19 protein-coding genes are annotated in these 23,963 nt (G+C 72.3%); 10 read left to right on the plus strand and 9 right to left on the minus strand.

Features of this window, described 5'->3' with window-relative positions; genetic code table 11:
- Positions 1-110 precede the first annotated feature (110 nt).
- From ACIO9K_RS22360 to ACIO9K_RS22370, 3 genes are all read left to right on the plus strand, one after another.
- Entirely contained in the window at positions 111-956 is an 846-nt protein-coding gene (locus ACIO9K_RS22360) for a DegV family protein (protein WP_363620261.1), read from the plus strand.
- Positions 957-1,474: 518 nt separating this feature from the next.
- Positions 1,475-2,152 (plus strand): ComEA family DNA-binding protein, encoded by a 678-nt coding sequence (locus tag ACIO9K_RS22365; RefSeq protein WP_400332323.1) that lies wholly within the window; start codon positions 1,475-1,477, stop codon positions 2,150-2,152.
- A gap of 123 nt (positions 2,153-2,275) precedes the next feature.
- Complete coding sequence (locus ACIO9K_RS22370; protein ID WP_400332326.1) at positions 2,276-4,900, plus strand: ComEC/Rec2 family competence protein; 2,625 nt, start codon at positions 2,276-2,278, stop codon at positions 4,898-4,900.
- 201 nt (positions 4,901-5,101) lie between these two features.
- On the opposite strand, the gene ACIO9K_RS22375 is transcribed toward ACIO9K_RS22370, so the two are convergent.
- Both ACIO9K_RS22375 and ACIO9K_RS22380 read right to left on the minus strand, forming a co-directional pair.
- Positions 5,102-5,839, minus strand: coding sequence for a chitinase (locus ACIO9K_RS22375; RefSeq protein WP_400332329.1), 738 nt, complete (start codon positions 5,837-5,839; stop codon positions 5,102-5,104).
- Positions 5,840-6,145: 306 nt separating this feature from the next.
- Positions 6,146-6,439, minus strand: coding sequence for a hypothetical protein (locus ACIO9K_RS22380; RefSeq protein ID WP_363620269.1), 294 nt, complete (start codon positions 6,437-6,439; stop codon positions 6,146-6,148).
- A gap of 158 nt (positions 6,440-6,597) precedes the next feature.
- On the opposite strand from ACIO9K_RS22380, the gene holA reads away from it, so the two are divergent.
- Positions 6,598-7,596, plus strand: a complete 999-nt coding sequence (holA, locus tag ACIO9K_RS22385; RefSeq protein ID WP_363588272.1) for a DNA polymerase III subunit delta — start codon at positions 6,598-6,600, stop codon at positions 7,594-7,596.
- Between the two features lie 374 nt (positions 7,597-7,970).
- On the opposite strand, the gene rpsT is transcribed toward holA, so the two are convergent.
- Complete coding sequence (gene rpsT / locus ACIO9K_RS22390) at positions 7,971-8,240, minus strand: 30S ribosomal protein S20 (protein WP_270147017.1); 270 nt, start codon at positions 8,238-8,240, stop codon at positions 7,971-7,973.
- Between the two features lie 175 nt (positions 8,241-8,415).
- On the minus strand, positions 8,416-8,721 hold the full coding sequence (locus tag ACIO9K_RS22395; RefSeq protein ID WP_363588270.1) for an antibiotic biosynthesis monooxygenase: 306 nt from the start codon (positions 8,719-8,721) through the stop codon (positions 8,416-8,418).
- Positions 8,722-8,909: 188 nt separating this feature from the next.
- Between ACIO9K_RS22395 and lepA the strand changes: the two genes are divergently transcribed.
- On the plus strand, positions 8,910-10,778 hold the full coding sequence (lepA, locus tag ACIO9K_RS22400; RefSeq protein ID WP_363588268.1) for a translation elongation factor 4: 1,869 nt from the start codon (positions 8,910-8,912) through the stop codon (positions 10,776-10,778).
- A gap of 162 nt (positions 10,779-10,940) precedes the next feature.
- Here the strand turns inward: lepA and ACIO9K_RS22405 are convergent, their stop codons facing one another.
- Positions 10,941-12,839, minus strand: coding sequence for an ABC transporter ATP-binding protein (locus ACIO9K_RS22405; protein ID WP_400332492.1), 1,899 nt, complete (start codon positions 12,837-12,839; stop codon positions 10,941-10,943).
- A gap of 194 nt (positions 12,840-13,033) precedes the next feature.
- Positions 13,034-14,767, minus strand: a complete 1,734-nt coding sequence (locus ACIO9K_RS22410; protein ID WP_363620273.1) for an ABC transporter ATP-binding protein — start codon at positions 14,765-14,767, stop codon at positions 13,034-13,036.
- A gap of 358 nt (positions 14,768-15,125) precedes the next feature.
- Here ACIO9K_RS22410 and ACIO9K_RS22415 point away from each other — a divergent pair, with 358 nt between their 5' ends.
- Genes ACIO9K_RS22415 through ACIO9K_RS22425 form a run of 3 tightly spaced genes read left to right on the plus strand, consistent with a single transcriptional unit; the run spans position 15,126 to position 18,977 of the window.
- The gene (locus ACIO9K_RS22415) at positions 15,126-17,090 is read left to right on the plus strand and encodes an AMP-dependent synthetase/ligase (RefSeq protein WP_400332336.1); all 1,965 of its coding nucleotides are present in this window, start codon (positions 15,126-15,128) and stop codon (positions 17,088-17,090) included.
- Between the two features lie 58 nt (positions 17,091-17,148).
- A complete protein-coding gene (hemW, locus tag ACIO9K_RS22420; RefSeq protein WP_363620278.1) occupies positions 17,149-18,378 on the plus strand; it encodes a radical SAM family heme chaperone HemW in 1,230 nt (409 codons plus the stop codon).
- Between the two features lie 41 nt (positions 18,379-18,419).
- Positions 18,420-18,977, plus strand: a complete 558-nt coding sequence (locus ACIO9K_RS22425; protein ID WP_400332340.1) for a Uma2 family endonuclease — start codon at positions 18,420-18,422, stop codon at positions 18,975-18,977.
- Between the two features lie 6 nt (positions 18,978-18,983).
- Here the strand turns inward: ACIO9K_RS22425 and ACIO9K_RS22430 are convergent, their stop codons facing one another.
- From ACIO9K_RS22430 to htpX, 3 genes are read right to left on the minus strand one after another with little or no spacing between them, the layout of a single operon-like run.
- Positions 18,984-19,811, minus strand: coding sequence for a DUF3097 domain-containing protein (locus ACIO9K_RS22430; RefSeq protein WP_400332343.1), 828 nt, complete (start codon positions 19,809-19,811; stop codon positions 18,984-18,986).
- A 24-nt stretch (positions 19,812-19,835) separates the two neighbouring features.
- Positions 19,836-20,420 (minus strand): hypothetical protein, encoded by a 585-nt coding sequence (locus tag ACIO9K_RS22435; RefSeq protein WP_350878220.1) that lies wholly within the window; start codon positions 20,418-20,420, stop codon positions 19,836-19,838.
- 50 nt (positions 20,421-20,470) lie between these two features.
- Positions 20,471-21,391 (minus strand): zinc metalloprotease HtpX, encoded by a 921-nt coding sequence (gene htpX / locus ACIO9K_RS22440; RefSeq protein ID WP_363588254.1) that lies wholly within the window; start codon positions 21,389-21,391, stop codon positions 20,471-20,473.
- A gap of 263 nt (positions 21,392-21,654) precedes the next feature.
- Between htpX and hrcA the strand changes: the two genes are divergently transcribed.
- Together hrcA and dnaJ are read left to right on the plus strand one after the other, a co-directional pair.
- On the plus strand, positions 21,655-22,689 hold the full coding sequence (gene hrcA, locus ACIO9K_RS22445; RefSeq protein ID WP_063347523.1) for a heat-inducible transcriptional repressor HrcA: 1,035 nt from the start codon (positions 21,655-21,657) through the stop codon (positions 22,687-22,689).
- A 76-nt stretch (positions 22,690-22,765) separates the two neighbouring features.
- Positions 22,766-23,905 carry a molecular chaperone DnaJ gene (gene dnaJ, locus ACIO9K_RS22450; protein WP_350878218.1) on the plus strand — a complete coding sequence of 380 codons (1,140 nt, stop codon included), beginning with the start codon at positions 22,766-22,768 and terminating at the stop codon, positions 23,903-23,905.
- Positions 23,906-23,963: the final 58 nt, after the last annotated feature.

A 23,963-nucleotide genomic window follows, 5' to 3' on the forward strand; every position in this document is an offset into this window, starting at 1 on the left:
GCCGTGTTTCGGCGGGTGCCGCGTGCTTGTCCCGGCGGCGCCCTCGGGGCCCTTCGGGGTTCGCACCCGGGCGCTGTCCTCCCGGACGAACGGGGAGTAATCTCCGCCTCATGCCCTCTGACCTCGCACTTGTCACCGACTCCACGGCCTACCTGCCGCAGGAGACCCTCGACCGGTACGGGATCACGGTGGTCCCGCTGAGCGTCGCGGTCGGTGACGCGGTCCTGTGCGAAGGCGTTGAGATCTCCCCCAAGGACGTCGCCGAGGCGCTGCGCGACAAGCAGCGGGTGACGACCTCCCGACCGAACCCCGAGGCCTTCGCCGCCGCCTATCGGGCCGCCGCCGAGGCCGGGGCGAAGGGCATCGTCTCGGTGCACATCTCCGGCGAGCTGTCCGGCACGGTGGAGGCCGCCCGGCTGGCGGCCGCCGAGGCTCCGGTACCCGTGCGGGTGGTGGACAGCCGACTGGTCGGCATGGCCCTCGGATACGCGGTGCTGGCGGCGGCCGAGGCGATCGCGGACGGGCGGGACCTGGCGGCGGCGGCCGAGGCCGCCACCCGGCGGGCGGCCGTGACCAGCGGGTTCTTCTACGTCGACACCCTGGAGCACCTGCGCAGGGGCGGCCGGATCGGCGCGGCGCGGGCGCTGCTCGGGTCGGCGCTGGCGGTCAAGCCGCTGCTGCACCTGGACGGGGGGCGGATCGAACCGCTGGAGAAGGTGCGCACCGCGTCGCGGGCGATCGCGCGCTTGGAGGAGATCGCGGTCGAGCGGTCGGGGGGCGGGGAGGTCGACATCACCGTGCACCACCTGGCGGCCGAGGAACGGGCGGAGCCGCTCGCGGAGCGGCTGCGGGCCCGGGTGCCGGGGCTGCGGGAGCTGTACGTGGGCGAGGTGGGGGCGGTGATCGGCGCGCACGTCGGGCCGGGGCTGCTCGCGGTGGTCGTCGCGCCGCGCTGAGCGGGCCGGTCGCGCCGCGTCGCGGGCTCTGGTCAACTTTTCGCGGCACCGACCACTCGTGTGAGTGATCTGTTTTGTCCACAACCCCCGAGTTATCCACAGGGGTTCGGTAATTTCTGCGCACTCTGCCGAGGACTCCTACCGTCCTCGGCATGACGACCATGGGCCTGGGCGCGGCGAAGCGCCACGAGATCAACGAGACCGTCCGGCTGCGGATGGCAGCGCTGCTGCCGACCGGCGGCAGCAGCGCCGTGGGCGATGGGGCAGGGGCAGGGGCAGGGGCAGGGGCAGGGGGCGGGGTCGGGGCTGGCGGGCCGGTGGGCTTCGGTGCCGCGGTGGGCGCGCTCGCGTCGACCGGGCCGCCTTCGGTCGCGGTTCCGTCCGGGGCGGGGGAACGGCCTCCGCCGGCGGGGCCTGCGCCGCCCGTGCCACCTGTGCCGTTGGATCCGGTCAGGGCGGGCGGTGACGTGGATCCGCCGGAGCCGGGGGCCGGGTCGGGTCTTCGATTCGGCTCGGCGATGGCACTCGACCGGCGGGCGGTGGCCGGGTTGGCCGTCCTGCTGCTGTTCGCGGTCGGCTACGCCGTGCAGCACTTCTGGCTGGCCAGACCGCAGGCGGTGGCCGTGCCGACGTTGGCCTCCGCCCCGGTCTCACCGGTCTCACCGGATTCACCGGGGGCGACATCCGCGTCCGTGCCGGCTACGGCCTCGGCCTCGGGCCCGGGCCCGGCGGCCGATCCCGTCGGCGCCGGGGGCGGGGCGGTCGTCGTGGTCGACATCGGCGGGCGGGTGCACCTCGCAGGCCTGCACACCCTGCCCGGCGGCTCGCGGGTGGCCGACGCCCTGCGGGCGGCGGGCGGTCCGCTGCCGGAGACGGACACCCGGAGCCTCAACCTGGCCCGGGTACTGACGGACGGTGAACAGATCCTGGTCGGCGAGCCGGCTCAGGCCTCCGCCCCGGGCGCCGGAGCCGGCAACGGACCGCCGGCGGCCGGCACGCCCAGACCGCCCGTCAGCCTCAACCGCGCCGGCCTCGAACAGCTCGACGCCCTCCCCGGCGTCGGCCCGACCCTCGCCCAGCGCATCCTCGCCTACCGCACATCGCATGGCTCGTTCCGCACGCTCGACCAGCTCCGGCAGGTCAGCGGCATCGGGGCGCGCACGTTCGCGGAACTCCGTCCGCTGCTGACCCTCTGACCTCCCCGTCCGTCCCCTTGCCCGCCTGTTCTCCCGTCCGTCCGTCGTCGTCCGTCCGTCGTCGTCCGTAGTCGTCCGTCGTCCTTCGTCCGTCGCCGCCACCCGCCGAAGGGAGGTACCGCCGTGCCCGCCACCACCGGACCGAACCTGCCGAACCGCTCCACCGGTGCCGACTTCCGGCTGCTGCTTCCCGCCGTCTCGGCCTGGGTGGTGACGGCCGCGCTCCTCGGCCTGGAGCCGGGGTACGACGTCCTCGCCTTCGGCCTGGCGGGTGCCGCCGTGCCGGCGGCCGTCCTGCTGCTCGTCAGGCCCGCGCTCCTGCGCCGACGCGCAGCGGCGGTGACCTTGGCCGCCGTCCTGCTCACCGGAGCCGCCGCGGCGGTGGCCACCCCGCTGCACACGGCCGATCTGCACCGGGGGCCGCTGCCGGAGCTCGTCCGAGCGGCCGAGCACGCCCCGCCGCGGTCCCCGGGCGAGCCCGCTCGGGTGGTGGAGGCGGAGCTGACCGTCGCCGGGGACCCGAAGGCCCACACGGCCCGGGGCGGGACCACCGGCGGGCAGACCCTCCTCACCGTCGACGCGGTGGCCGACCGGGTCACGCTCCTGCCGGACGGGCGGAGCACCCGGACGCGGACCCCGGTGACCGTCATGGTCCGGGGCGCGGAATCCGGGCCCTGGCAGGGGCTGCTCCCGTCGGAGCGGCTGGCGGTGGAGGCCGAGGTGCGGCCCGCGGGAGACGGCTACGACACCTCGTGCGCGGCGCTGCTGGTCGTCCACGGCCCGCCCCGGCACCTCGCGCCGCCGAGCCTGCCGCAGCGGATCGCAGGGCGGCTGCGTGCCGGTCTGCGCACGGCCAGCGACGGGCTCCCGCCGGACGCGCGCGGACTGCTCCCGGGCCTGGTCGTGGGGGACACCTCGCGACTGCCCGACGACCTTGAGGACGCCTTCCGGGCCACCGACCTGGTGCACCTGGTGGCGGTGAGCGGGGCCAACCTGGCGATCGTCCTCGGCGCGCTGCTGGGCGCCCCGGGGCAGGCCGGCACCCCGGAACGGCGCGGGCTGGCCGCGCTGCTGGGGCTCTCGCTGCGCGCCAGCGCGCTGCTCGGGACGGCGCTGACGCTGGCCTTCGTCGCCGTCTGCCGGCCGGAGCCCAGCGTGCTGCGCGCGGCCGGGACGGGGCTGATCGGCATGCTCGCGCTGGCCACCGGCCGGCCCCGGCAGGCGGTGCCCGCGCTCGCCGGGGCGGTCCTGGTGCTCGTCCTGCTCGACCCGTTCCTGGCGCGTTCCTTCGGATTCCTGCTCTCGGTGCTCGCCACGGCCGGGCTGCTCGTCCTCGGGCCGCACTGGGCCGAGGCGCTGCGGTCCCGGCGCTGGCCGCACCACCTGGCGGGTGCCCTGGCGGCGACGGCCGCCGCCCAGGCCCTGTGCGCGCCGGTGACGGTGGTGCTGTCCGGGCACGTCAGCCTGGTCGCGATCCCGTGCAACCTGCTGGCCGAACTGGCGGTGGCCCCGGCGACCCTGCTCGGCTTCGGGGTGCTCGTGCTACAGCCGCTCCTCCCGGACCTGGCCCGGCTGCTCGCGGAGCCGGCCGGCGTGCCGGTCGGCTGGCTCGCCCTGGTGGCGCGGCGCGGTGCCGAACTTCCGGGCAGCCAACTTTCCTGGCCGGGCGGGTGGTTCGGGACGGCGACGGTCGCGCTGGCCACCCTGGCGGTCTGCTGGGTGATGCCGCTCCTGCTGCCACGGCGGGCGCCGTCCGGCAAGCCCGTCCGCGCCCGGCGGCGGTGGGTGCGGGCGCTGGTGACGGGGGTCCTGCTCGTGGTCCTGCTGGCCGTGCTGCTGCGGCCACCGCAGCTCACCCGGATCGCGACCGGCTGGCCGCCACCGGGGTGGCGGATGGTGATGTGCGACGTGGGCCAAGGGGACATGCTGGTGCTCGCGGCCGGTGCACAGGACAGTGCGGTGGTGGTCGATGCGGGGCCGGATCCGAACGCCGCCGACAGGTGCCTGCGGGATCTGGGTGTCACGGAAGTGCCGTTGTTGGTGGTGACGCACTTCCACGCCGATCACGTCGAGGGTGTGCCGGGGGTGTTCCGGGGCCGCCGGGTCGGAGCGATCGAGGGCACGACCCTGGACGATCCGCCGGGTGAGGCGGCCCGGGTGGCGGGCTGGGCGGCTGGTGCCGGAGTCCCGCTGCTGCGCGCGGGGCGCGGTGAACGGCGCTCGGTGGGGCCGGGGCTGTCCTGGGAGGTGGTCTGGCCCGACGCCGGGGCGGCTGCCGAGGCACCGGGGGCGAACAATGCGAGCGTCGCGCTGGTGGTGTCGGTGGCGGGCGGACTGCGGATGGCGTTGCTAGGGGACCTCGAACCGCCTGCCCAGTCGGCGCTGCTGGGCCGGTTGGGGCGGGTGGACGTCCTGAAGGTGGCGCACCACGGATCCGCGCATCAGGACTGGGCCTTGACCGGTGCGTTGCGTCCCCGGCTGGCGTTGATCTCGTGCGGCGAGGGAAACGCGTACGGGCATCCGTCCGTGCGGACGGTGGACCGGCTGCGCGCGCTGGGCGCGAGCGTGCTGCGCACCGATCGGGTGGGCGACATCGCGGTGACGGGCGGCTCGCCGGCCGTCCTCGGGGTGTCCGTGCACCCGCAGACGGCGCACGAGGCGCGCAAGCCCCGCTCGCACGCTGCGGACGGAGCGCCCGACTCCCGTACCGGGCAGGGCCCGCACACCCCGCGAGCCCCGCCCGGCTGACCCCGCCCTCCTCTCCTCCCAGCCATCAGGTGGGGGAAGGGAAAGGGGTGGGGGTGGGGAGGAGGGAGGGGGGCGGGGCGGGGCCCGGAGAACGATTGCGGCGCGCTCCGGGCCCTGCCCGGAGCGCGCCGAAGTACGGGCACCTACGGTGGTGCGTCGCGCTCGACCGTCGAGCGCGAGCTGTTGGCAGGGCAGGCCGGGTCAGCAGGAGATGTTGCCGCCGCCGACGTCGATGCCGAGGATGTCGACGAAGTTCTGGAAGAGGTTGATGCGGTCGTTGCGCTCGTCCGGGTTCTGGCCGTTGCATTCCAGGGCGCCGTTGATGCTGCGGATGGTCTCGCCGAAGCCCCTGCCGTTGACGATGGCGTCGTGCGGGGTCATCGTCCCGGCGCCGTTCTGGGTGTCCCAGAACCAGAGGCCGGTCTTCCAGGAGACGGCGGGGTCCTGCTCCACCTGGTAGGGGTTGTCCAGCAGGTCGATGTTCAGGGCGTCGCCCGCCGCCTTGTAGTTGAAGTTCCAGCTGATCTGGAGCGGGCCGCGCCCGTAGTAGGCGCTCTGGCCGGCCGGACAGCCGTAGGGCTGCGAGGCGTCGCAGTAGTGGCTGTAGTTGGCGGTGTTCTGCTCGACGACGTACCGCAGGCCGCCGGTCTCGTGGCTGACGTTGGCGAGGAAGGCGGCCGCCTCCCGCCTGCGCGTCGCGTCGTCCCCGGTGGTGGCGAACCCGGGGTAGGCGCTCAGCGCATTGACCAGGCCGTCGTACGTGTAGAAGGAGTTCCGGTTCGGGAACATCTGGTTGAACTGGGCCTCGCTGACCACGAACCCGTCGGCGGAGGCGGGCGTCGCCGGAACGGCGACCGCCAGCCCGCTCGCGACTGCGGCGGCGCTCAGCACGGCCAGAACGCGCGACCGGGTCCGGGACAGGGCACGGGATACGGACATCTGCACTCCTTCGGTGGCGTGGACCGAGCCGCTGAGCCCCTGCGGGCAGCCGGCTCGGGCGCTCAAGGATTCGTGGCCGAAGCAACGTTCGCAGAATGACACGCACTTGGTGTGAGGAGGGCACGGAATTGACGGTGAATCACTCGACGGGGGTGTGGCTCGTCGAGGGTTGACGCCGAGGTGGTCGGACCCGGCGGCGCGGGGTGGAGGTGGCCTCGCGTTCCTCGGCCCGGAACGGGCGCAGCGCCGCGCCCGGGCCCGTTCCCCTCGAAGGTTCCGGGCCGGGCCGGGGTCCGGCCGTCGGTGTCAGCCTTCCTCGCGCCAGCCCTCGTGCTCGACGGCGATGGCGTCCAGGGCGTGCAGCAGGGCCGGGGTCCAGCCGTCCTCCGGGGGCTCGACGACGACCAGCCACTGGGCGTCCTCGGCGTCGTCCTCGCCGGCCAGGGCGTCCCGGACGAGGTCGAGCTCGCCGAGGTCGGGGTGGGCGGCGCTGAGCTCCTCGGAGGCGTCCTCGGCGGCGTCGCGGTCGGGCAGGACGAGCAGTTGCCGGGCGTGCGGGTCGTTGACGTCCGGCAGGTCGGTGGTGTGGTTCTCGGTCACCGGACCATTCTCCAGGTCGGGTGATCGGCACGGTCGGGCAGGTCGGGTCAGGCGGGCCGGGTCGGGTAGGTCGGGCCGGAGGGGCGGGACCGGGTGGGGCCAGGGGCCGGGGTCGCCCCGGGCGGGAGTGTCCGCGCCCCGTGGGATGCTGGTAGGCGATGGCCAGGAAGAGTGCACCCGACGACCTGCTCGCCCCGCTGACCCTCGCGGTCGGCCAGGAGGAGCTGCTGCTGGACCGCGCGGTCGCCCAGGTGGTGGCGGCGGCGAAGGCGGCGGACCCGGACACCGACGTGCGGGATCTGCCGCCCGGCGGCCTGCAGCCGGGCAGCCTGGCCGAGCTGACCACGCCGTCGCTGTTCGCCGAGCGCAAGGTGATCGTGGTGCGGGCCGCGCAGGACCTCTCCGCCGACTCGGTGAAGGAGGTCAAGGCGTACATCGAGGCGCCGGCCGAAGAAGTGATCATGGTGTTGGCGCACGCGGGCGGGGCCAAGGGCAAGGGCCTGCTGGACGCCGGGCGCAAGGCGGGCGGTCGCGAGGTGGCGTGCGCGAAGCTGACCAAGGCGAGCGAGCGGCTGGCCTTCGTCCGGGGTGAGTTCCGTACGCTGGGCCGCTCGGCGACGCCGGAGGCCTGCCAGGCCCTGCTGGACTCGCTCGGCAGCGACCTGCGCGAGCTGGCGGCCGCGTGCAGCCAGTTGACCTCGGACGTCGAGGGCGCGATCGACGAGACGGTGGTGGCCCGCTACTACAGCGGCCGGGCCGAGGCGACGGGCTTCGAGGTGGCCGATCTGGCGGTCACCGGCCGGGCCGCGGAGGCGCTGGAGCGGCTGCGCTGGGCCCTGGCGGTGGGCCAGCCGCCGACCGGCATCACCTACGCGCTGGCCTCCGGCGTGCGCAGCATCGGGCGGTTGGCGACCACCGGGCGGAACATGCGTCCGGCGGACCTGGCCCGCGAGTTGGGCATGCCGCCGTGGAAGGTCGATCGGGTGCGCCAGCAGATGCGCGGCTGGACGGGCGACGGGGTGGCCACCGCGCTGACCGCGATCGCCCAGGCCGACGCCGCCGTCAAGGGCGGCTCGGACGATCCGGCCTTCGCGCTGGAGCGCGCGGTGGTGGCCGTCGCCCGGGCGGCCCGGGCCGGGTCCCGCCCGGCGTACTGACGGCGCGGCCACCGGATCGGACCCGGCCCCCGCCTGCCCGGCCACCCGCCGACCCGCCTGCCACCACCTGCTCACCCGCCGACCCGCCTACGCGCCCATCGAGCGGACGGTTTCCCAGGCGTCGGCCCGCAGCGCCGTCCGGAGCCCCGGACGCGCGTGACCGGCCAGACGACAGCGACCGGGGCCACGGAACGCGACAGGCGCCGTAGCGGGCCTCTGGGGAGAGGCCGACTACGGCGCCTGTCGTACTGCTTCGTACACCGCACCCGCGTGGCGAACGCAGGCCGCGTGCGGTGCGAGTCTCTCGCGCCTCAGGGGTCCGGGTAGAGGGCCGGGTCCGTCCCGAGGCGGTGGGGGCCGAGGCCCCCGGGGCGTCAGGCCTGGGCGGCCGCGTTGACGCGCTTGGTGATGGCCGACTTCTTGTTGGCGGCCTGGTTGGCGTGGATGACGCCCTTGCTCACGGCCTTGTCCAGCGCCTTGGAGGCGGCGCGGGCCAGCACGGTGGCCTTCTCGGTCTCGCCGGCGGCAGCGGCCTCGCGGGCCTTGCGCAGGGCGGTCTTCAGCGAGGACTTGACGGCCTTGTTGCGCAGGCGCGCCTTCTCGTTGGTCTTGTTGCGCTTGATCTGGGACTTGATGTTCGCCACGAAGGAGCCTCAGTCTTGTCTAAAAGGATTGAACGGGCTGCACCGCGCGGCCGCCGGGCAGCTGAGAGGGCATGCCGGGGCCAGGTGCAGCAGCCAACGCTACCAGGGGCCCGCCACCCGCCCCAAACCGGGCTCCCGGCCCCGTAGCCGGGTCGCCTGCGCGGTAGTGGGCCGTCTACGCGCTGAGCACCGGCTCCCCGTAGTGCTCGACCTCCGGGAACGGCCGGTAGAAGCGGTGCAGGAGCTCCCGCCACCGCCGGTACTCGGCTGAGCCGCGGAAGCCCTCGGTGTGGTCCGCGAGCGTCTCCCATTCCACCTGGAGGAGGAATCGCGAGCCGCGTCCTTCGTCGAGGCAGCGGCGCAGTTGCAGGGAGCGGAAGCCCTGCTGGACGGCGATCAGGGGCCGGGCCTCGGCGAAGGCGGCGAGGAACTCGTCCTCCTGGCCGGGCAGGACGTCGAGCAGGGCGCTTTCGAGGATCACGGGGTGCCATCCTGCCGTCTGGCACGGGCCCGGAGAAGGTCCGGGCGGACCGAACGGCGGCCCGCGCCGTGGTCGTGGGAAGATGGGAGGAACTATTTCGATCGGACGAGACTGTCCGGTCCCCGGGAAAACCGGTCAGCGATGACCAGGACACCCCCGGCCCCGGACCAACGGAGAATCGGACCAAGGTGCCCGCGACCCCCAGCAATGTGCCAGAGCCCAGCCGTACCGACCCGGCGCTGATCCGCAACTTCTGCATCATCGCCCACATCGACCACGGCAAGTCGACGCTCGCAGACCGGATGCTGCAGATCACGGGCGTCGTCGACCCGCGGCAGATGCGCGCCCAGTACCTCGACCGCATGGACATCGAGCGCGAGCGCGGCATCACCATCAAGTCGCAGGCGGTCCGCCTCCCGTGGGCGCCGAGGACCGGTCCGAATGCCGGGACGACGCACATCCTCAACATGATCGACACCCCCGGCCACGTGGACTTCACGTACGAGGTGTCCCGCTCCCTCGCGGCCTGCGAGGGCACCATCCTGGTGGTCGACGCGGCCCAGGGCATCGAGGCGCAGACCCTCGCCAACCTGTACCTGGCGCTGGAGAACGACCTCACGATCGTCCCGGTGCTGAACAAGATCGACCTGCCGGCCGCCCAGCCGGAGAAGTACGCGGCGGAGATCGCGCACATCATCGGCTGCGACCCCTCGGACGTGCTGCAGGTCAGCGCCAAGACCGGCCTCGGCGTCGAGGACCTGCTGGACCACATCGTCAACACCGTCCCGGCCCCGGTCGGCGTCAAGGACGCCCCGGCCCGCGCGATGATCTTCGACTCGGTGTACGACTCCTACCGCGGCGTGGTCACCTACGTGCGTGTCGTGGACGGACAGCTCACCAAGCGCGAGCGGATCGCGATGATGTCCACCGGCGCCACCCACGAGCTGCTGGAGATCGGCGTCATCTCGCCCGAGCCGAAGGTCGCCGACGGCCTGGGCGTCGGCGAGGTGGGTTACATCATCACCGGCGTGAAGGACGTCCGGCAGTCCAAGGTCGGTGACACCATCACCTCGATGCACAAGGGTGCGACCGAGGCGCTGGGCGGCTACAAGGACCCGCGCCCGATGGTGTTCTCCGGCCTGTACCCGCTGGACGGCTCGGACTACCCGCTGCTGCGCGACGCCCTGGACAAGCTGCGGCTGAACGACGCCGCGCTGGTGTACGAGCCGGAGACCTCGGTCGCGCTCGGCTTCGGCTACCGCTGCGGCTTCCTCGGCCTGCTGCACCTGGAGATCATCCGGGAGCGCCTGGAGCGCGAGTTCAACCTCGACCTGATCTCCACCGCCCCGAACGTGGTCTACCGGGTGATCATGGAGGACGGTACCGAGCACATCGTCACCAACCCGAGCGAGTTCCCGACCGGCAAGATCGCCGAGGTGTACGAGCCGGTCGTGCGCGGCACCATCCTGGCGCCCAACGAGTTCGTCGGCGCGATCATGGAGCTCTGCCAGTCCCGCCGCGGCAACCTCCAGGGCATGGACTACCTGTCCGAGGACCGGGTCGAGCTGCGCTACACCCTGCCGCTCGCCGAGATCGTCTTCGACTTCTTCGACCAGCTGAAGTCCAAGACCCGCGGCTACGCCTCGCTCGACTACGAGCCCATCGGCGAGCAGTCCGCCCAGCTGGTGAAGGTCGACATCCTGCTGCACGGCGACGCGGTGGACGCTTTCTCCGCGATCGTGCACAAGGACAAGGCCTACGGCTACGGCGTGATGATGGCGGGCAAGCTGCAGAAGCTGATCCCGCGCCAGCAGTTCGAGGTGCCGATCCAGGCGGCCATCGGCTCCCGGGTGATCGCCCGTGAGACGGTCCGCGCGATCCGCAAGGACGTCCTCGCCAAGTGCTACGGCGGTGACATCTCGCGCAAGCGCAAGCTGCTGGAGAAGCAGAAGGAAGGCAAGAAGCGGATGAAGATGGTCGGCCGCGTGGAGGTCCCGCAGGAGGCCTTCATCGCCGCGCTGTCCACCGACGCCGAGGCGCCGAAGGAAAAGAAGTAACCACAGGCGCGTGAGAGGGGCCCGGGCGGACAACCGCCCGGGCCCCTCCTCGTTCTCCCCACCCCTCGTTCTCTCCGCCGGAGCGGCCACCGCAGCGCACCACGGACGAGGAGCCGGGGCGGTTCGGGCCCGCCCCGGCTCGGCACCGGCGGTGTGCGACGGTCAGTCCATCTCGGCCACGGCCTCCGCGAACTGCGCCTGGTACAGCCGCGCGTAGGCGCCGTGCGCGGCGATCAGCTCGTCGTGCGAGCCCTGTTCGACGATCGAGCCGTTCTCCATCACCAGGATCACGTCGGCGTCCCGGATGGTGGAGAGCCGGTGCGCGATCACGAAGCTGGTGCGGCCGGTGCGCAGCCGGGCCATGGCCCGCTGGATCAGCACCTCGGTGCGGGTGTCGACGGAGCTGGTCGCCTCGTCCAGGACGAGGATCGACGGCTGGGCGAGGAACGCCCGGGCGATGGTGATCAGCTGCTTCTCGCCCGCGCTGACCCCGGCGCCGTCGTCGTCGATGACGGTGTCGTAGCCGTCCGGCAGGGTGCGCACGAAGCGGTCGACGTGGGCGGCCTTGGCGGCCTCGACGACCTGCTCGCGGGTGGCTCCCTGGGCGCCGTAGGCGATGTTGTCGGCGATGGTGCCGCCGAACAGCCAGGTGTCCTGGAGCACCATGCCGATGCCGGAGCGCAGTTCCTCGCGGGACATCGCGGAGACGTCGACCCCGTCGAGGGTGATCCGCCCGGAGCTGACCTCGTAGAACCGCATCAGGAGGTTGACCAGGGTGGTCTTGCCGGCGCCGGTGGGGCCGACGATGGCGACGGTCTGGCCGGGTTCGACCTTGAGCGAGAGGTCCTCGATGAGCGGCTTCTCGGGGTCGTAGCGGAAGGACACGTCCTGGAAGGCGACCCGGCCGTGGATGGTGTCGGGCCGCTCGGACACGGCCGGTTCGGGGGTCTGCTCGGGGGCGTCCAGCAGCTCGAAGACGCGCTCGGCGGAGGCGACCCCGGACTGCACCAGGTTGGCCATGCTGGCGACCTGGGTGAGCGGCTGGCTGAACTGCCGCGAGTACTGGATGAACGCCTGCACGTCGCCGATGGACAGCGCGCCGCTGGCCACCCGCAGGCCGCCGACGACCGCGACCAGCACGTACTGCAGGTTGCCGATCAGCATCATCGCGGGCTGGATGATCCCGGAGATGAACTGCGCCCGGAAGCTGGAGGTGTACAGCGCCTCGTTGTGCTCGCGGAAGGTCTCGGCGGACTCGCGCTGGCGGCCGAACACCTTGACCAGGGTGTGGCCGGTGTACATCTCCTCGATGTGCGCGTTGAGTTGGCCGGTGGACTTCCACTGCTGGACGAACTGGGGCTGCGCCCGCTTGCCGACCTTGGCGGCGACGGCCACCGACAGCGGCACCGAGATCAGGGCGATCGTCGCCAGCAGCGGGGAGATCCAGAACATCATCGCCAGCACGCCGATCACGGTGAGCAGCGAGTTGACGACCTGTCCCATGGTCTGCTGCATGGACTGGCTGATGTTGTCGATGTCGTTGGTGACCCGGCTGAGCACCTCGCCGCGCGGCTGCTTGTCGAAGTAACTGAGCGGCAGCCGGGCGAGTTTGGCCTCGACGTCCTGGCGCAGCCGGTAGCCGGCCCGCTGGATCGCCGCGGTGGCCAGCCGGCCCTGGACGATGCCGAACAGGGCGGAGGCGAGGTAGATGACCAGCACCCAGAGCAGCACGGTGCCGATGGCGCCGAAGTCCATGCCCTGGCCGGGGGTGAAGTCCACCGAGGAGAGCAGGCCGGCGACGCCGCCCTCGCCGTGGGCGCGCAGCCCCTCGACGATCTGCGCCTTGGAGGTGCCGGGTTCGAAGCGGGCGCCGACGACGCCGGCGAAGATCAGGTCGGTGGCGTTGCCGAGGACCTTGGGGCCGGTGACGGCGCAGCCGATGCTGAGCACGCCGAGGGCCAGCACGCCGGAGATCAGGTTGCGTTCGGGGCGCAGCAGGGCGAGCAGTCGCTTGCCGGAGCCCTTGAAGTCCATGGACTTCTCGGTGCCCTGGCCGCCCATGAAGCGGCCAGGGCCGGCGGGGCCGCGGCGGGCGGCGGCGGCCTGCGAGTCGCTGGGCAGTTCGTCGGCGGGGTCCGCGGCCTTGGTGTCCGGGTCGGGCTTCGCGGGGTCAGCGACCTCGGGGTCCACGGTTCTGGTGTCCGTGGTCTCGGTGTCCGCGGTCCTGGTGTCCGCGTCGGGCTTGCCGGGGGTGGTCACGCCGCCTCCTGCTCGGTGAGCTGGGAGAGCACGATCTCCCGGTACGTCGGGTTGTCGGCCATCAGTTCGTGGTGGGTGCCGGTGCCGACGACCGCGCCTTCGTCGAGGACGATGATCCGGTCGGCGTCGCGGATGGTGGAGACGCGCTGGGCGACGATCAGCACGGTGGCGTCGGAGGTCTCGCGGGCGAGGGCCTTGCGCAGCCTGGCGTCGGTGGCGTAGTCGAGCGCCGAGAAGGAGTCGTCGAACAGGTAGACGTCGGGCTGGCGGACCAGGGCCCGGGCGATGGCCAGGCGCTGGCGCTGGCCGCCGGAGACGTTGCCGCCGCCCTGGGCGATCGGGGCGTCCAGGCCTTCGGGCAGTTCCGCGACGAAGTCCTTGGCCTGGGCGATCTCCAGGGCGTGCCAGAGTTCCTCGTCGGTGGCGTCGGGCCGGCCGTAGCGGAGGTTGCTGGCGACGGTGCCGGAGAACAGGTAGGGCTTCTGCGGGACGAGGCCGACGCTCTCGGCGATCGCCTCGGGGGCGAGTTCGCGCACGTCGACGCCGTCGAGCAGGACCTGGCCGGAGGTGGCGTCGAACAGCCGGGGTACGAGCCCGAGCAGGGTGGACTTGCCGCTGCCGGTGGAGCCGATGACGGCGGTGGTCTCGCCGGGGCGGGCGGTGATGGCGATGCCGCGCAGCACCGAGGCCTCGGCGCCGGGGTAGCGGAAGTCGACGTCGCGCAGTTCCAGGTTGCCGCGGCGCAGCACCTCGGTGATCGGCGCGGCGGGCGGGACGACGCTGGAGGAGGTGCCGAGGACCTCCTCGATGCGCTCGGCGCAGACCTCGGCGCGCGGCACCATCATGAACATGAAGGTGGCCATCATGACGCTCATGAGGATCTGCATCAGGTAGGAGAGGAAGGCGGTGAGCGCGCCGATCTGCATGCCGCCGTTGTCGATCCGGTGGGCGCCGAACCAGAGCACGGCGACGCTGGAGACGTTCACGACCAGCATCACGGCCGGGAACATGAACGACATCAGCCGGCCGACCTGGAGGGCGGTGTCGGTGAGGTCCCCGTTGGCCTTGGCGAAGCGGGCCTGCTCGTGGTCGTCCTTGACGAAGGCGCGGATGACCCGGATGCCGGTGATCTGCTCGCGCAGGACCCGGTTCACCGTGTCGATCCGGGTCTGCATGCTGCGGAACTTGGGGCGCAGCGAGCGGACGAGGAGGACGACGACGGCGCCGAGCAGCGGGATGACCGCGAGCAGCAGGCCGGACAGCGGCACGTCCTGGTTGAGGGCCATGATGATGCCGCCGACGCACATGATGGGGGCGGCCACCATGAGCGTGAAGCTCATCAGGGCCAGCATCTGGACCTGTTGGACGTCGTTGGTGGTGCGGGTGATCAGCGAGGGGGCGCCGAACTGGCCGACCTCGCGGGCGGAGAAGCTCTGCACCCGGTCGAAGACGGCGGCGCGGACGTCCCGGCCGAAGGCCATGGCGGTCTTGGAGCCGTAGTAGACGGCGCCGATCGAGCAGAGCGCCTGGACCAGGGTGATGCCGATCATCACCCCGCCCACCTGCAGGATGTAGCCGGTGTCGCCCTTGACCACGCCGTCGTCGATGATGTCGGCGTTGAGCGTCGGCAGGTAGAGCGCCGCCAGGGTGGACACCAGTTGGAGCCCCACGAGCAGCGCGATCGGTCGGGAGTACGGGCGCAGGTACGCCCTGAGAAGTCTGATCAGCACTGGCACACTCTTGTCGTCGACGGGTGGATTCGCATCCCGATTCTCGTTCTTTGGTGGACTCGTACAGGCGATTCACGAGTTGTGGATCGTAGGTTTGCCCAGTCCTTTGCCGAACCGTACGGCGGGCCCGATTGCACGGGTTCACCGGGGCGCGGGCGGAGTCGTCGTCGGGCACCGGCGGCGCGGCGGTGTGCCGGCCGGGCCCCGCCCTCTTACGGAATGACCGGTTTCCCCCTAGGCTGCTGATTGCCCCCTTGTTACTCGCCGGTATCGCCCGGGTTGACAGGGGGCCCGGCGGCCGCCCCCCACGGGCGCCGAAACCATCCCTCAGACGGCCACCCGCCCCCGGAGGTCCTCGTTGAGTTCCGCGCAGTCCCTGATCGACTCCGGCAGTGCCGACTTGGTCGCCGGGCGTCCCGCCTCCGTCGCCCACCTCTTCCTGGAGCGGGTCGCCGCCACCCCGAACGCCGAGGCCTACCGCTACCCGGCCCCGGTCGACGAGCACGCCGCGGACAGCGCCCCCGGCGCCGAGCAGTGGCGCTCGCTCACCTGGGCGCAGACCGCGGCCCGGGTCAAGGCGGTGGCCGCCGGCCTGATGGCGCTCGGCATCCAGCCGGAGGACCGGGTGGCGCTCGCCTCCTCCACCCGGCTCGAATGGATCATCGCCGACCTCGGGAACATGTGCGCGGGTGCCGCCACGACGACCGTCTATCCCAGCACCAACGCCGATGAGACCGCGTTCATCCTCTCCAACTCCGGTTCCAGGGCGCTGTTCGCGGAGAACTCCGCCCAACTCGCCAAGGCCGTCGGACAGCTCGGACAGCTGCCCGAGCTGCGGACCGTCATCCTCTTCGACGCCCCCGAGGCCGATACCCCCGAGGCCGACGTCCCACAGGCCAGTACCCCCGGGGCCGACGGCCTGAACGCCCTCACGGTGCTCACCCTCGCCGAGCTGGAGCAGCGCGGCGCCGAGTACCTGGAGCAGCACCCGGACGCGGTCGAGAAGGCCGTCGCCGCGCTCGACAAGGAACAGCTGGCCACCCTCATCTACACCTCCGGCACCACCGGCCGCCCCAAGGGCGTGCGCCTGGTGCACGACTGCTGGGCGTACGAGGCCCGGGCCCAGGAGGCCAGCGGACTGCTGCGCTCCGACGACGTCCAGTTCATGTGGCTGCCGCTGTCGCACGTGTTCGGCAAGACGCTGATCTCCGGCCAGATCGCCACCGGCCACGTGATGGCCGTGGACGGCCGGGTCGACCGGATCATCCACAACCTGCCGGTCATCCGGCCGACCGTGATGGCCTCGGCGCCGCGCATCTTCGAGAAGGTCTACAACGGCATCGCCGGCCGGGCCCGGGCCGAGGGCGGCGCCAAGTACAAGATCTTCCGGTGGGCCGCCAAGGTCGCCCGCGAGCACGCCCGCGCCGTCCAGGAGAGCCGGATCGCCACCGGCGCCGGTACCGCCCCGCTGGGCCTCAGGCTCCAGCACGGCCTGGCCGACAAGCTGGTCTACGCCAAGATCCGCGCGGCCTTCGGCGGCCGGCTGCGCGGCGCCGTCTCCGGCAGCGCCGCGCTCGCGCCCGAGATCGGCTACTTCTTCCTCGGCGCAGGCGTGCCGATCCTGGAGGGCTACGGCCTCAGCGAGACCAGCGCCGGCTCCTGCGTCAACCGTGAGGAGGACGTCCGGATCGGCACCGTGGGCCGCCCGCTGCCCGGCACCGAGGTCCGGATCGCCGAGGACGGCGAGATCCTGCTGCGCGGCCCCGGCGTCATGCGCGGCTACCACGACCTGCCCGAGAAGACCGCCGAGGTGCTGGAGGCCGACGGCTGGTTCCACACCGAGGACATCGGCGAGCTCGGCCCCGACGGCTTCCTGCGGATCACCGACCGCAAGAAGGACCTGTTCAAGACCTCCGGCGGCAAGTACGTCGCGCCCAGCGAGGTCGAGGGCAGGTTCAAGGCGGTCTGCCCGTTCGTCAGCAACATCCTCGTGATCGGCAACGGCCGCAACTTCTGCACCGCGCTGATCGGCCTGGACGAGGCGGTCATCATGCCGTGGGCCGCCGAGCACGGGCTGAAGGACAAGTCCTACGCCGAGGTGGTCGCCGACCCGCAGGTGCACCAGCTGATCGAGGGCTTCGTCAAGCGGCTCAACGCCGACCTCCAGCGCTGGCAGACGATCAAGAAGTTCCACCTGCTGCCGCGCGACCTCGACATCGAGCACGGCGAGCTCACCCCGAGCCTGAAGATCAAGCGCCCGGTGGTCGAGCGGACCTACGCGGACGCCGTCACCGCGATGTACGCGGGCGCCAACGAGGCCTGATCGGCCCCGACCCCGTACGGCTCGCCGGTTCGGGTGAGCCGTACGGGACAATGGGGTCATGCCCTCCGCACTCCCCGACGGCGAACCGGTGCCGTCCGACGGTTCCCTGCCCGCATCCGCCCGCACCGGTCTCGGGCAGCGGCCGTTCGGCTTCTACCTGCACGTGCCCTACTGCGCCAGCCGCTGCGGCTACTGCGACTTCAACACCTACACCGCCACCGAGCTGCGCTCCTCCGGGGCGGTCGCCTCCCAGGAGACCTACGCGGACAACGTGGTCGCCGAGATCCGGCTGGCCCGACGGGTCCTCGGCCCGGTCGACCTGCCGGTGCAGACCGTCTTCCTCGGCGGCGGCACCCCCACCCTGCTGCCCGCCCGCGACCTGGTGAAGATGCTCGCCGCGCTGCGCGAGGAGTTCGGGCTCGCCGAGGGTGCCGAGGTCACCACCGAGGCCAACCCGGAGTCCGTCGACCCGGCCTACCTGGCCGAACTGCGCGAGGGCGGCTACAACCGGGTCTCCTTCGGCATGCAGAGCGCCCGCCCGCACGTCCTGAAGCTGCTCGACCGCCACCACACCCCGGGCCGCCCCGAGGCCTGCGTCGCCGAGGCCCGCGCCGCCGGCTTCGACCACGTCAACCTGGACCTCATCTACGGCACCCCCGGCGAGTCCGACGACGACTGGCGCGCCTCCCTGGACGCCGCCATCGGCGCCGGGCCCGACCACGTCTCGGCGTACTCCCTGATCGTCGAGGACGGCACCAAGCTCGCCGCCCGGGTCAAGCGCGGCGAACTGCCGATGATCGACGACGACGTGCACGCCGACCGCTACCTCATCGCCGAACAGGCCCTCAGCGCCGCCGGCTACACCTGGTACGAGGTCTCCAACTGGGCCACCACCCCGGAGGGCCGCTGCCGCCACAACGAGCTGTACTGGACCGGCGCCGACTGGTGGGGCGCAGGCCCGGGCGCGCACAGCCACGTCGGCGGCGTCCGCTGGTGGAACGCCAAGCACCCCGCCGCCTACGCCCAGGCCCTCGCCGAGGGCCGCACCCCGGCCCTGGGCCGCGAGGTGCTCGCCGAGGAGGACCGCCGGGTCGAGCGCATCCTGCTGGAACTGCGCCTCGCCGAGGGCATCCCGCTCACCCTCCTCACCGACACCGGCCGCCACGCCGCCGCCCGCCACCTCGCCGACGGCCTCCTCGCCGCCGAGCCGTACGCCCAGGGCCGCGCGGTCCTCACCCTCCAGGGCCGGCTGCTCGCCGACGCGGTCGTACGTGACCTGGTGGACTGACATTCGTTAGCGTGGGCCTCAGCCGTCGGAGGGAGCGTGCGATGACCGCCAGCGATGATCGGATGACCGGGATCTTCGAGAACCTGGAGGTGCCGGAGGGCGTCAAGGCCGAACTCATCAGGGGGGAAATCGTGATGACGGCGGGGCCTGACACGGTCCACGATCTCATCGTCCTGGCGATCCAGCACCAGCTTCCGTACGGTCGGTGGCGTCCACTCACGACCCAGGACCTGGGGATCCCCGGCCAGGCGAGCGAACCCCAGCCCGACCTGGTCGTCTTCGAACGCGGGGCGGTCCAGGAGCACGGACGACTGCTGCCGTCGCCCGCCGTCACCCTGGTGGTCGAGGTGGTGTCGAAGACCAGTGTCGATCGTGATTACCGGACCAAGCGGGAGCTCTACGCCGAGGGCTCCGTCCCCGCGTACCTGATCGTGGACCCGATCAAGGGGGTCTGCGTGCTGCTGACCGAGTTGGGTAGGGATCCCGGGTCCGGCCTCCCGAGGTACATGTCCGAGCGGACCAGCAAGTTCGGCGAGCCCGCCCCCGTCAGCCTGCTTGAGATCGATCTGGACACCACGGACTTTCAGCAGTACGTCTGATCGGCCTCACTCCGGAACCGTCACGAAGTCGATCAACTCCTCGACCTTGCCCAGCAGTTCCGGCTCCAGGTCCTTGTAGCTGTCCACCGTGGAGAGGATCCGCTTCCAGGCGGCGGGGGTGTTCACCGGCCAGCCGAGGCGGCGGCAGACGCCCTCCTTCCACTCCTCGCCGCGCGGGACGGCGGGCCAGCCGGCGATGCCGACGGAGGCGGGCTTCACGGCCTGCCAGATGTCGATGTAGGGGTGGCCGACGACCAGGACGGCGTCGCCGGTGACCTGGGCGGCGATGCGGTGCTCCTTGGTGCCGGGGAGCAGGTGGTCGACCAGGACGCCGAGGCGCCGCCCCGGGCCGGGGGCGAAGTCGGCGACGATCGCGGGCAGGTCGTCCACGCCCTCCAGGTACTCGACGACCACGCCCTCGATCCGCAGGTCGTCGCCCCAGACCCGCTCGACCAGTTCGGCGTCGTGCCGGCCCTCGACGTAGATCCGCGACTCGCGGGCGACCCGGGCCCGGGCGCCGGGAACGGCGACCGAGCCGGAGGCGGTGCGGCCCGGCGTACGGGAGGGGGCGGGGCCGGCCGGGCGCACCAGGGTGACCGTCCGGCCCTCCAGCAGGAAGCCGCGCGGCACCAGCGGGAACACCCGGAGCTTGCCGAATCGGTCCTCCAGGGTGACGGTGAAGCCCTCGGCGGTCTTCTCGCAGCGCACCACCGCGCCGCAGAAGCCGGTGGCTGCCTCCTCCACCACCAGGTCCCGTTCGGCGGTCACCTCCGGGGCGGGCTGCTGCTTCTTCCACGGCGGGGTCAGGTCGGGTCCGTACTGGCGGCTGCGCATGAAAGCGACTATACGGACGGACCGTCAGAGGCCCGGCGCGCCCCAGACCGGGAACCAGCGGCTGAGGTCCTTCTCCAGCCGCAGGTCGTTCCCGAGCATCGCGTTGACCTGGAGCTCCAGCGGGCTGTTGCGCCGCTCCCCGCCGCCGGGCATCGGGGCGAAGGGGTAGAAGGTGCCGCGCTTGTAGAGGTAGACCAGGGCCAGCGACTGCCCGTCCGGGTTGCGGAAGCCGACCAGCGAGCAGAGCAGCTGCGGCCCGAAGCCGTTCGCCTCCAGCTCGCTGTTGACCGCGTGCAGGTCGTTGACCAGGTCCGGCAGTTCCTCGGGGGTGTGCCGGGCGAGCAGCCAGGAGTAGCCGTAGCCGTCCTTGGAGGCCTCCACCGGGACGCCGCCGCGCTCGGTGTCGGCGTCGAGCAGTGCCCGCACCTGCTGTTCGACCTGGCCGAAGGCCGCGCCCTCGACGGCGGCGAAGCAGACCGAGCCGAGCCCGGTGGGGGTGAACCCGGCCGCGGCCTCCAGGGTGAGGGCGGCGGACGGGACGCCGAACAGCTGGTCGAGGTCGGGCTTGACGGGCTTGGTGCGCCCGAACAGGGTGTCCAGGATTCCCACGGCGGTCCTTTCGGAGGAGGGAGTCGGGAGGGCGGCAGGGGGGCGGGGCCTCAGCGGCCGAGCTGTTCGGAGATCTTCGCCAGCTGCTCCAGGCGCTTCTCCAGCGTCGGGTGGGTGGAGAACAGCTGCGAGGCGGTCTCCCGGGCGCTCAGCGCGGGGGCGAAGTAGAAGGCGTTGTAGGGCTGCGCCTGGCGCAGGTCCTTGCTGGGGATGGCGGCGATCTGGCCGGTGACCTTGGTGAGCGCGGAGGCGAGGGCGCTGGGCCGGCCGGTGAGCTGGGCGGCGGCGCGGTCGGCGGCGAGTTCCCGGTAGCGGGACAGGAGCCGGGTGAGCAGGAAGCTGATGGCGTAGACGACCATCGACACCAGCGGGATGATCAGGGCGACGATGGCCGCGTTCTGGTCGTTGTTGTTGCGGTTGCCGCCCATGAACCCGCCGTACATGGCGATCCGGGTCATGGCCCCGGCGAGGACGCCGAGGAAGCCGGCGATGGTCATCACCGCGACGTCCCGGTGGGCGACGTGGGACAGCTCGTGGGCGAGGACGCCCTCCAGTTCCTCGGGCTCCAGCCGGCGCAGCAGGCCGGTGGTGACGCACACCACGGCGTTCTGCGGGTTGCGGCCGGTGGCGAAGGCGTTCGGCATGTCGTTGTCGGCGACCGCCACCCGGGGTTTGGGCATGTCGGCCAGCGCGCAGAGCCGGTCGATGGTGCCGTGCAGTTGCGGGTACTGCTCAGGGGTCACCTGGTGGGCGCCCATCGCCCGTTCGGTGATCTTGTCGCTGAACCAGAACTGGGCCACGAACAGCCCGCCGGAGATCAGGACGATCAGTGGCCAGGCGCCGCGCAGCAGCACGATCAGCAGACCGGTGAAACCGACGTACAGCAGCCCGATCACGAACATCGTCACGACCATGCGGCCGGTCAGACCGCGGTCGGGCGCGAAACGGGTGTGCTGGCCCGAGCTCGACATTGCTTGCTCCTCCATTCGCCGTCGTCTTCGATGCTGCCACCCGGACGGCCCCGCGGCACCACCCCCGCGCCGGGAACTGCGGGCAGGATCACTCCGGCCGGGCCGTTCCTGCCGTTGGGCCCGGGCCTTACACTGGCAGGTACGGTTTTGGCACTCGCAGGTTCAGAGTGCCAAAGCGGGTGCCGGAGCCGGGATCCTCCCGGAGCGGGCAGCAGCATGCGTGACACGAACGGACAACGTGCGAAGACGGAGGTGTGTGCCCCATGGCCGGTGAGGTTCGCCAGCTGGACGACCGCAAGCTCGCCGTGCTCCGCGCGATCGTCCAGGACTACGTGGGCACCGAGGAGCCGGTCGGCTCCAAGGCCCTGGTGGAGCGGCACAACCTCGGAGTCTCCCCGGCGACCGTCCGCAACGACATGGCGGCGCTGGAGGAGGAGGGCTACATCCACCAGCCGCACACCAGCGCCGGGCGCATCCCCACCGACAAGGGGTACCGCCTGTTCGTCGACAAGCTCGCCGAGGTCAAGCCGATGAGCGCCCCCGAGCGCCGGGCGATCCGGCACTTCCTGGACGGCGCCGTCGACCTGGACGACGTGGTCATGCGGACGGTGCGGCTGCTCGCCCAGCTCACCCGGCAGGTCGCGGTGGTGCAGTACCCCTCGCTGTCGCGGTCCACCGTCCGGCACATCGAGCTGGTGGCGCTGGCCCCGACCAAGGTGATGCTGGTCCTGATCACCAACACCGGCCGGGTCGAGCAGCGGATGGTCGACTGCCCGGGCCCGGTCGGCGAGACGGTCCTGGCGGACCTGCGGGCCCGGATCAACGCGCGGGCCGTCGGCCAGCGGCTGCCGGACGTGCCGGGGTTCCTGGAGGAGCTCCCGGCGGGTTTCGAGCCGCCGGACCGCCCGACCGTCAGCACGGTCCTGGCGACGCTGTTCGAAGCGCTCGCCGAGCAGAACGAGGAGCGGATCATGCTGGCCGGCACGGCCAACCTGACCCGCTTCGGGCACGACTTCCCCCTGACCATCCAGCCGGTGCTGGAAGCCCTGGAGGAGCAGGTCGTCCTGCTCCGCCTCCTGGGTGAGACGGCGGACGCCGCGATGACGGTCCGGATCGGGCGGGAGATCGCCTACGAGGGGCTGAATTCCACCTCGGTGGTGTCGGTCGGCTACGGTTCGGGCGACGAGAGCGTGGCCAAACTGGGTGTGATCGGTCCGACCCGGATGGACTATCCGGGCACAATGGGGGCGGTGCGTGCGGTGGCGCGGTACGTGGGCCAGATCCTGGCCGAGTCGTAGCACAGGCCGCCGTCGGAACCTCTGACGGCGGTGTCCAGTCGCAGCACTACTACAGGCGGAACAAGCGGAGCATTTGGTGGCCACGGACTACTACGCGGTACTCGGCGTCCGACGGGATGCGGGGCAGGACGAGATCAAGAAGGCCTTCCGGCGCCTGGCACGCGAACTGCACCCGGACGTCAACCCGGACCCGAAGACGCAGGAGCGGTTCAAGGAGATCAACGCCGCTTACGAGGTGCTCTCCGACCCGCAGAAGCGCCAGGTCTACGACCTCGGAGGTGACCCGCTCTCGCCGGGCGGCGGGGGCGCGGGCGGCTTCGGCGCGGGGGCGGCCGGCTTCGGCTTCTCCGACATCATGGACGCCTTCTTCGGCGCCGCGGCCGGCCAGCGCGGCCCGCGCTCGCGCACCCGCCGCGGCCAGGACGCCATGATCCGGCTGGAGATCACCCTGGAGGAGGCCGCCTTCGGCACCACCAAGGAACTCCAGGTCGACACCGCCGTCACCTGCACCACGTGCAGCGGCGAGGGCGCGGCCCCCGGCACCTCCGCGCAGACCTGCGACATGTGTCGCGGCAGGGGCGAGGTCTCCCAGGTCACCCGGTCGTTCCTGGGCCAGGTCATGACCTCCCGTCCCTGCCCGCAGTGCCAGGGCTTCGGCACCGTCGTGCCGACCCCGTGCCCGGAGTGCGCCGGCGACGGCAGGGTCCGCGCCCGGCGCACCCTGACCGTCAAGATCCCGGCCGGTGTCGACAACGGCACCCGGATCCAGCTGGCCGGCGAGGGCGAGGTCGGCCCCGGCGGCGGCCCGGCCGGCGACCTGTACGTCGAGATCGCCGAGACCACCCACACCGTCTTCCAGCGGCGCGGGGACGACCTGCACTGCACCGTCACCATCCCGATGACGGCCGCGTCCCTCGGCACCCAGGTGCCGCTGCAGACCCTGGACGGGCTGGAGGAGGTCGACATCCGGCCCGGCACCCAGTCCGGCCAGTCGATCCCGCTGCACGGCCGCGGCATCACGCACCTGCGCGGCGGCGGCCGGGGCGACCTGATAGTGCACGTCGAGGTGCAGACGCCCACCAAGCTCGACCCCGAGCAGGAGGAGCTGCTGCGCCGGCTCGCGGTGCTGCGCGGCGAGGAGCGGCCGTCCGGCCAGTTCGCGCCGGGCCAGCAGGGCCTGTTCTCGCGCCTCAAGGACGCGTTCAACGGCCGCTAGGCCCTAGGGCCCTGGCCGTCCGCGCGGGGGTGCCGGGTTCTGCCCGGCGCCCCTTTCG

It is taken from the genome of Kitasatospora sp. NPDC087271, assembly GCF_044744605.1.
Taxonomy (GTDB): domain Bacteria; phylum Actinomycetota; class Actinomycetes; order Streptomycetales; family Streptomycetaceae; genus Kitasatospora.

What these genes read in the sequence shown, in the direction of transcription:
- ACIO9K_RS22375 (WP_400332329.1), bottom strand. Translation starts at nt 5,839, where the DNA reads ATGTCCGTATCCCGTGCCCTGTCCCGGACCCGGTCGCGCGTTCTGGCC.
- hrcA (WP_063347523.1), top strand. Translation starts at nt 21,655, where the DNA reads ATGGCCGGTGAGGTTCGCCAGCTGGACGACCGCAAGCTCGCCGTGCTC.
- ACIO9K_RS22365 (WP_400332323.1), top strand. Translation starts at nt 1,475, where the DNA reads ATGGCACTCGACCGGCGGGCGGTGGCCGGGTTGGCCGTCCTGCTGCTG.
- htpX (WP_363588254.1), bottom strand. Translation starts at nt 21,391, where the DNA reads ATGTCGAGCTCGGGCCAGCACACCCGTTTCGCGCCCGACCGCGGTCTG.
- ACIO9K_RS22430 (WP_400332343.1), bottom strand. Translation starts at nt 19,811, where the DNA reads ATGCGCAGCCGCCAGTACGGACCCGACCTGACCCCGCCGTGGAAGAAG.
- holA (WP_363588272.1), top strand. Translation starts at nt 6,598, where the DNA reads ATGGCCAGGAAGAGTGCACCCGACGACCTGCTCGCCCCGCTGACCCTC.
- ACIO9K_RS22405 (WP_400332492.1), bottom strand. Translation starts at nt 12,839, where the DNA reads ATGGGCGGCCAGGGCACCGAGAAGTCCATGGACTTCAAGGGCTCCGGC.
- ACIO9K_RS22425 (WP_400332340.1), top strand. Translation starts at nt 18,420, where the DNA reads ATGACCGCCAGCGATGATCGGATGACCGGGATCTTCGAGAACCTGGAG.
- ACIO9K_RS22360 (WP_363620261.1), top strand. Translation starts at nt 111, where the DNA reads ATGCCCTCTGACCTCGCACTTGTCACCGACTCCACGGCCTACCTGCCG.
- hemW (WP_363620278.1), top strand. Translation starts at nt 17,149, where the DNA reads ATGCCCTCCGCACTCCCCGACGGCGAACCGGTGCCGTCCGACGGTTCC.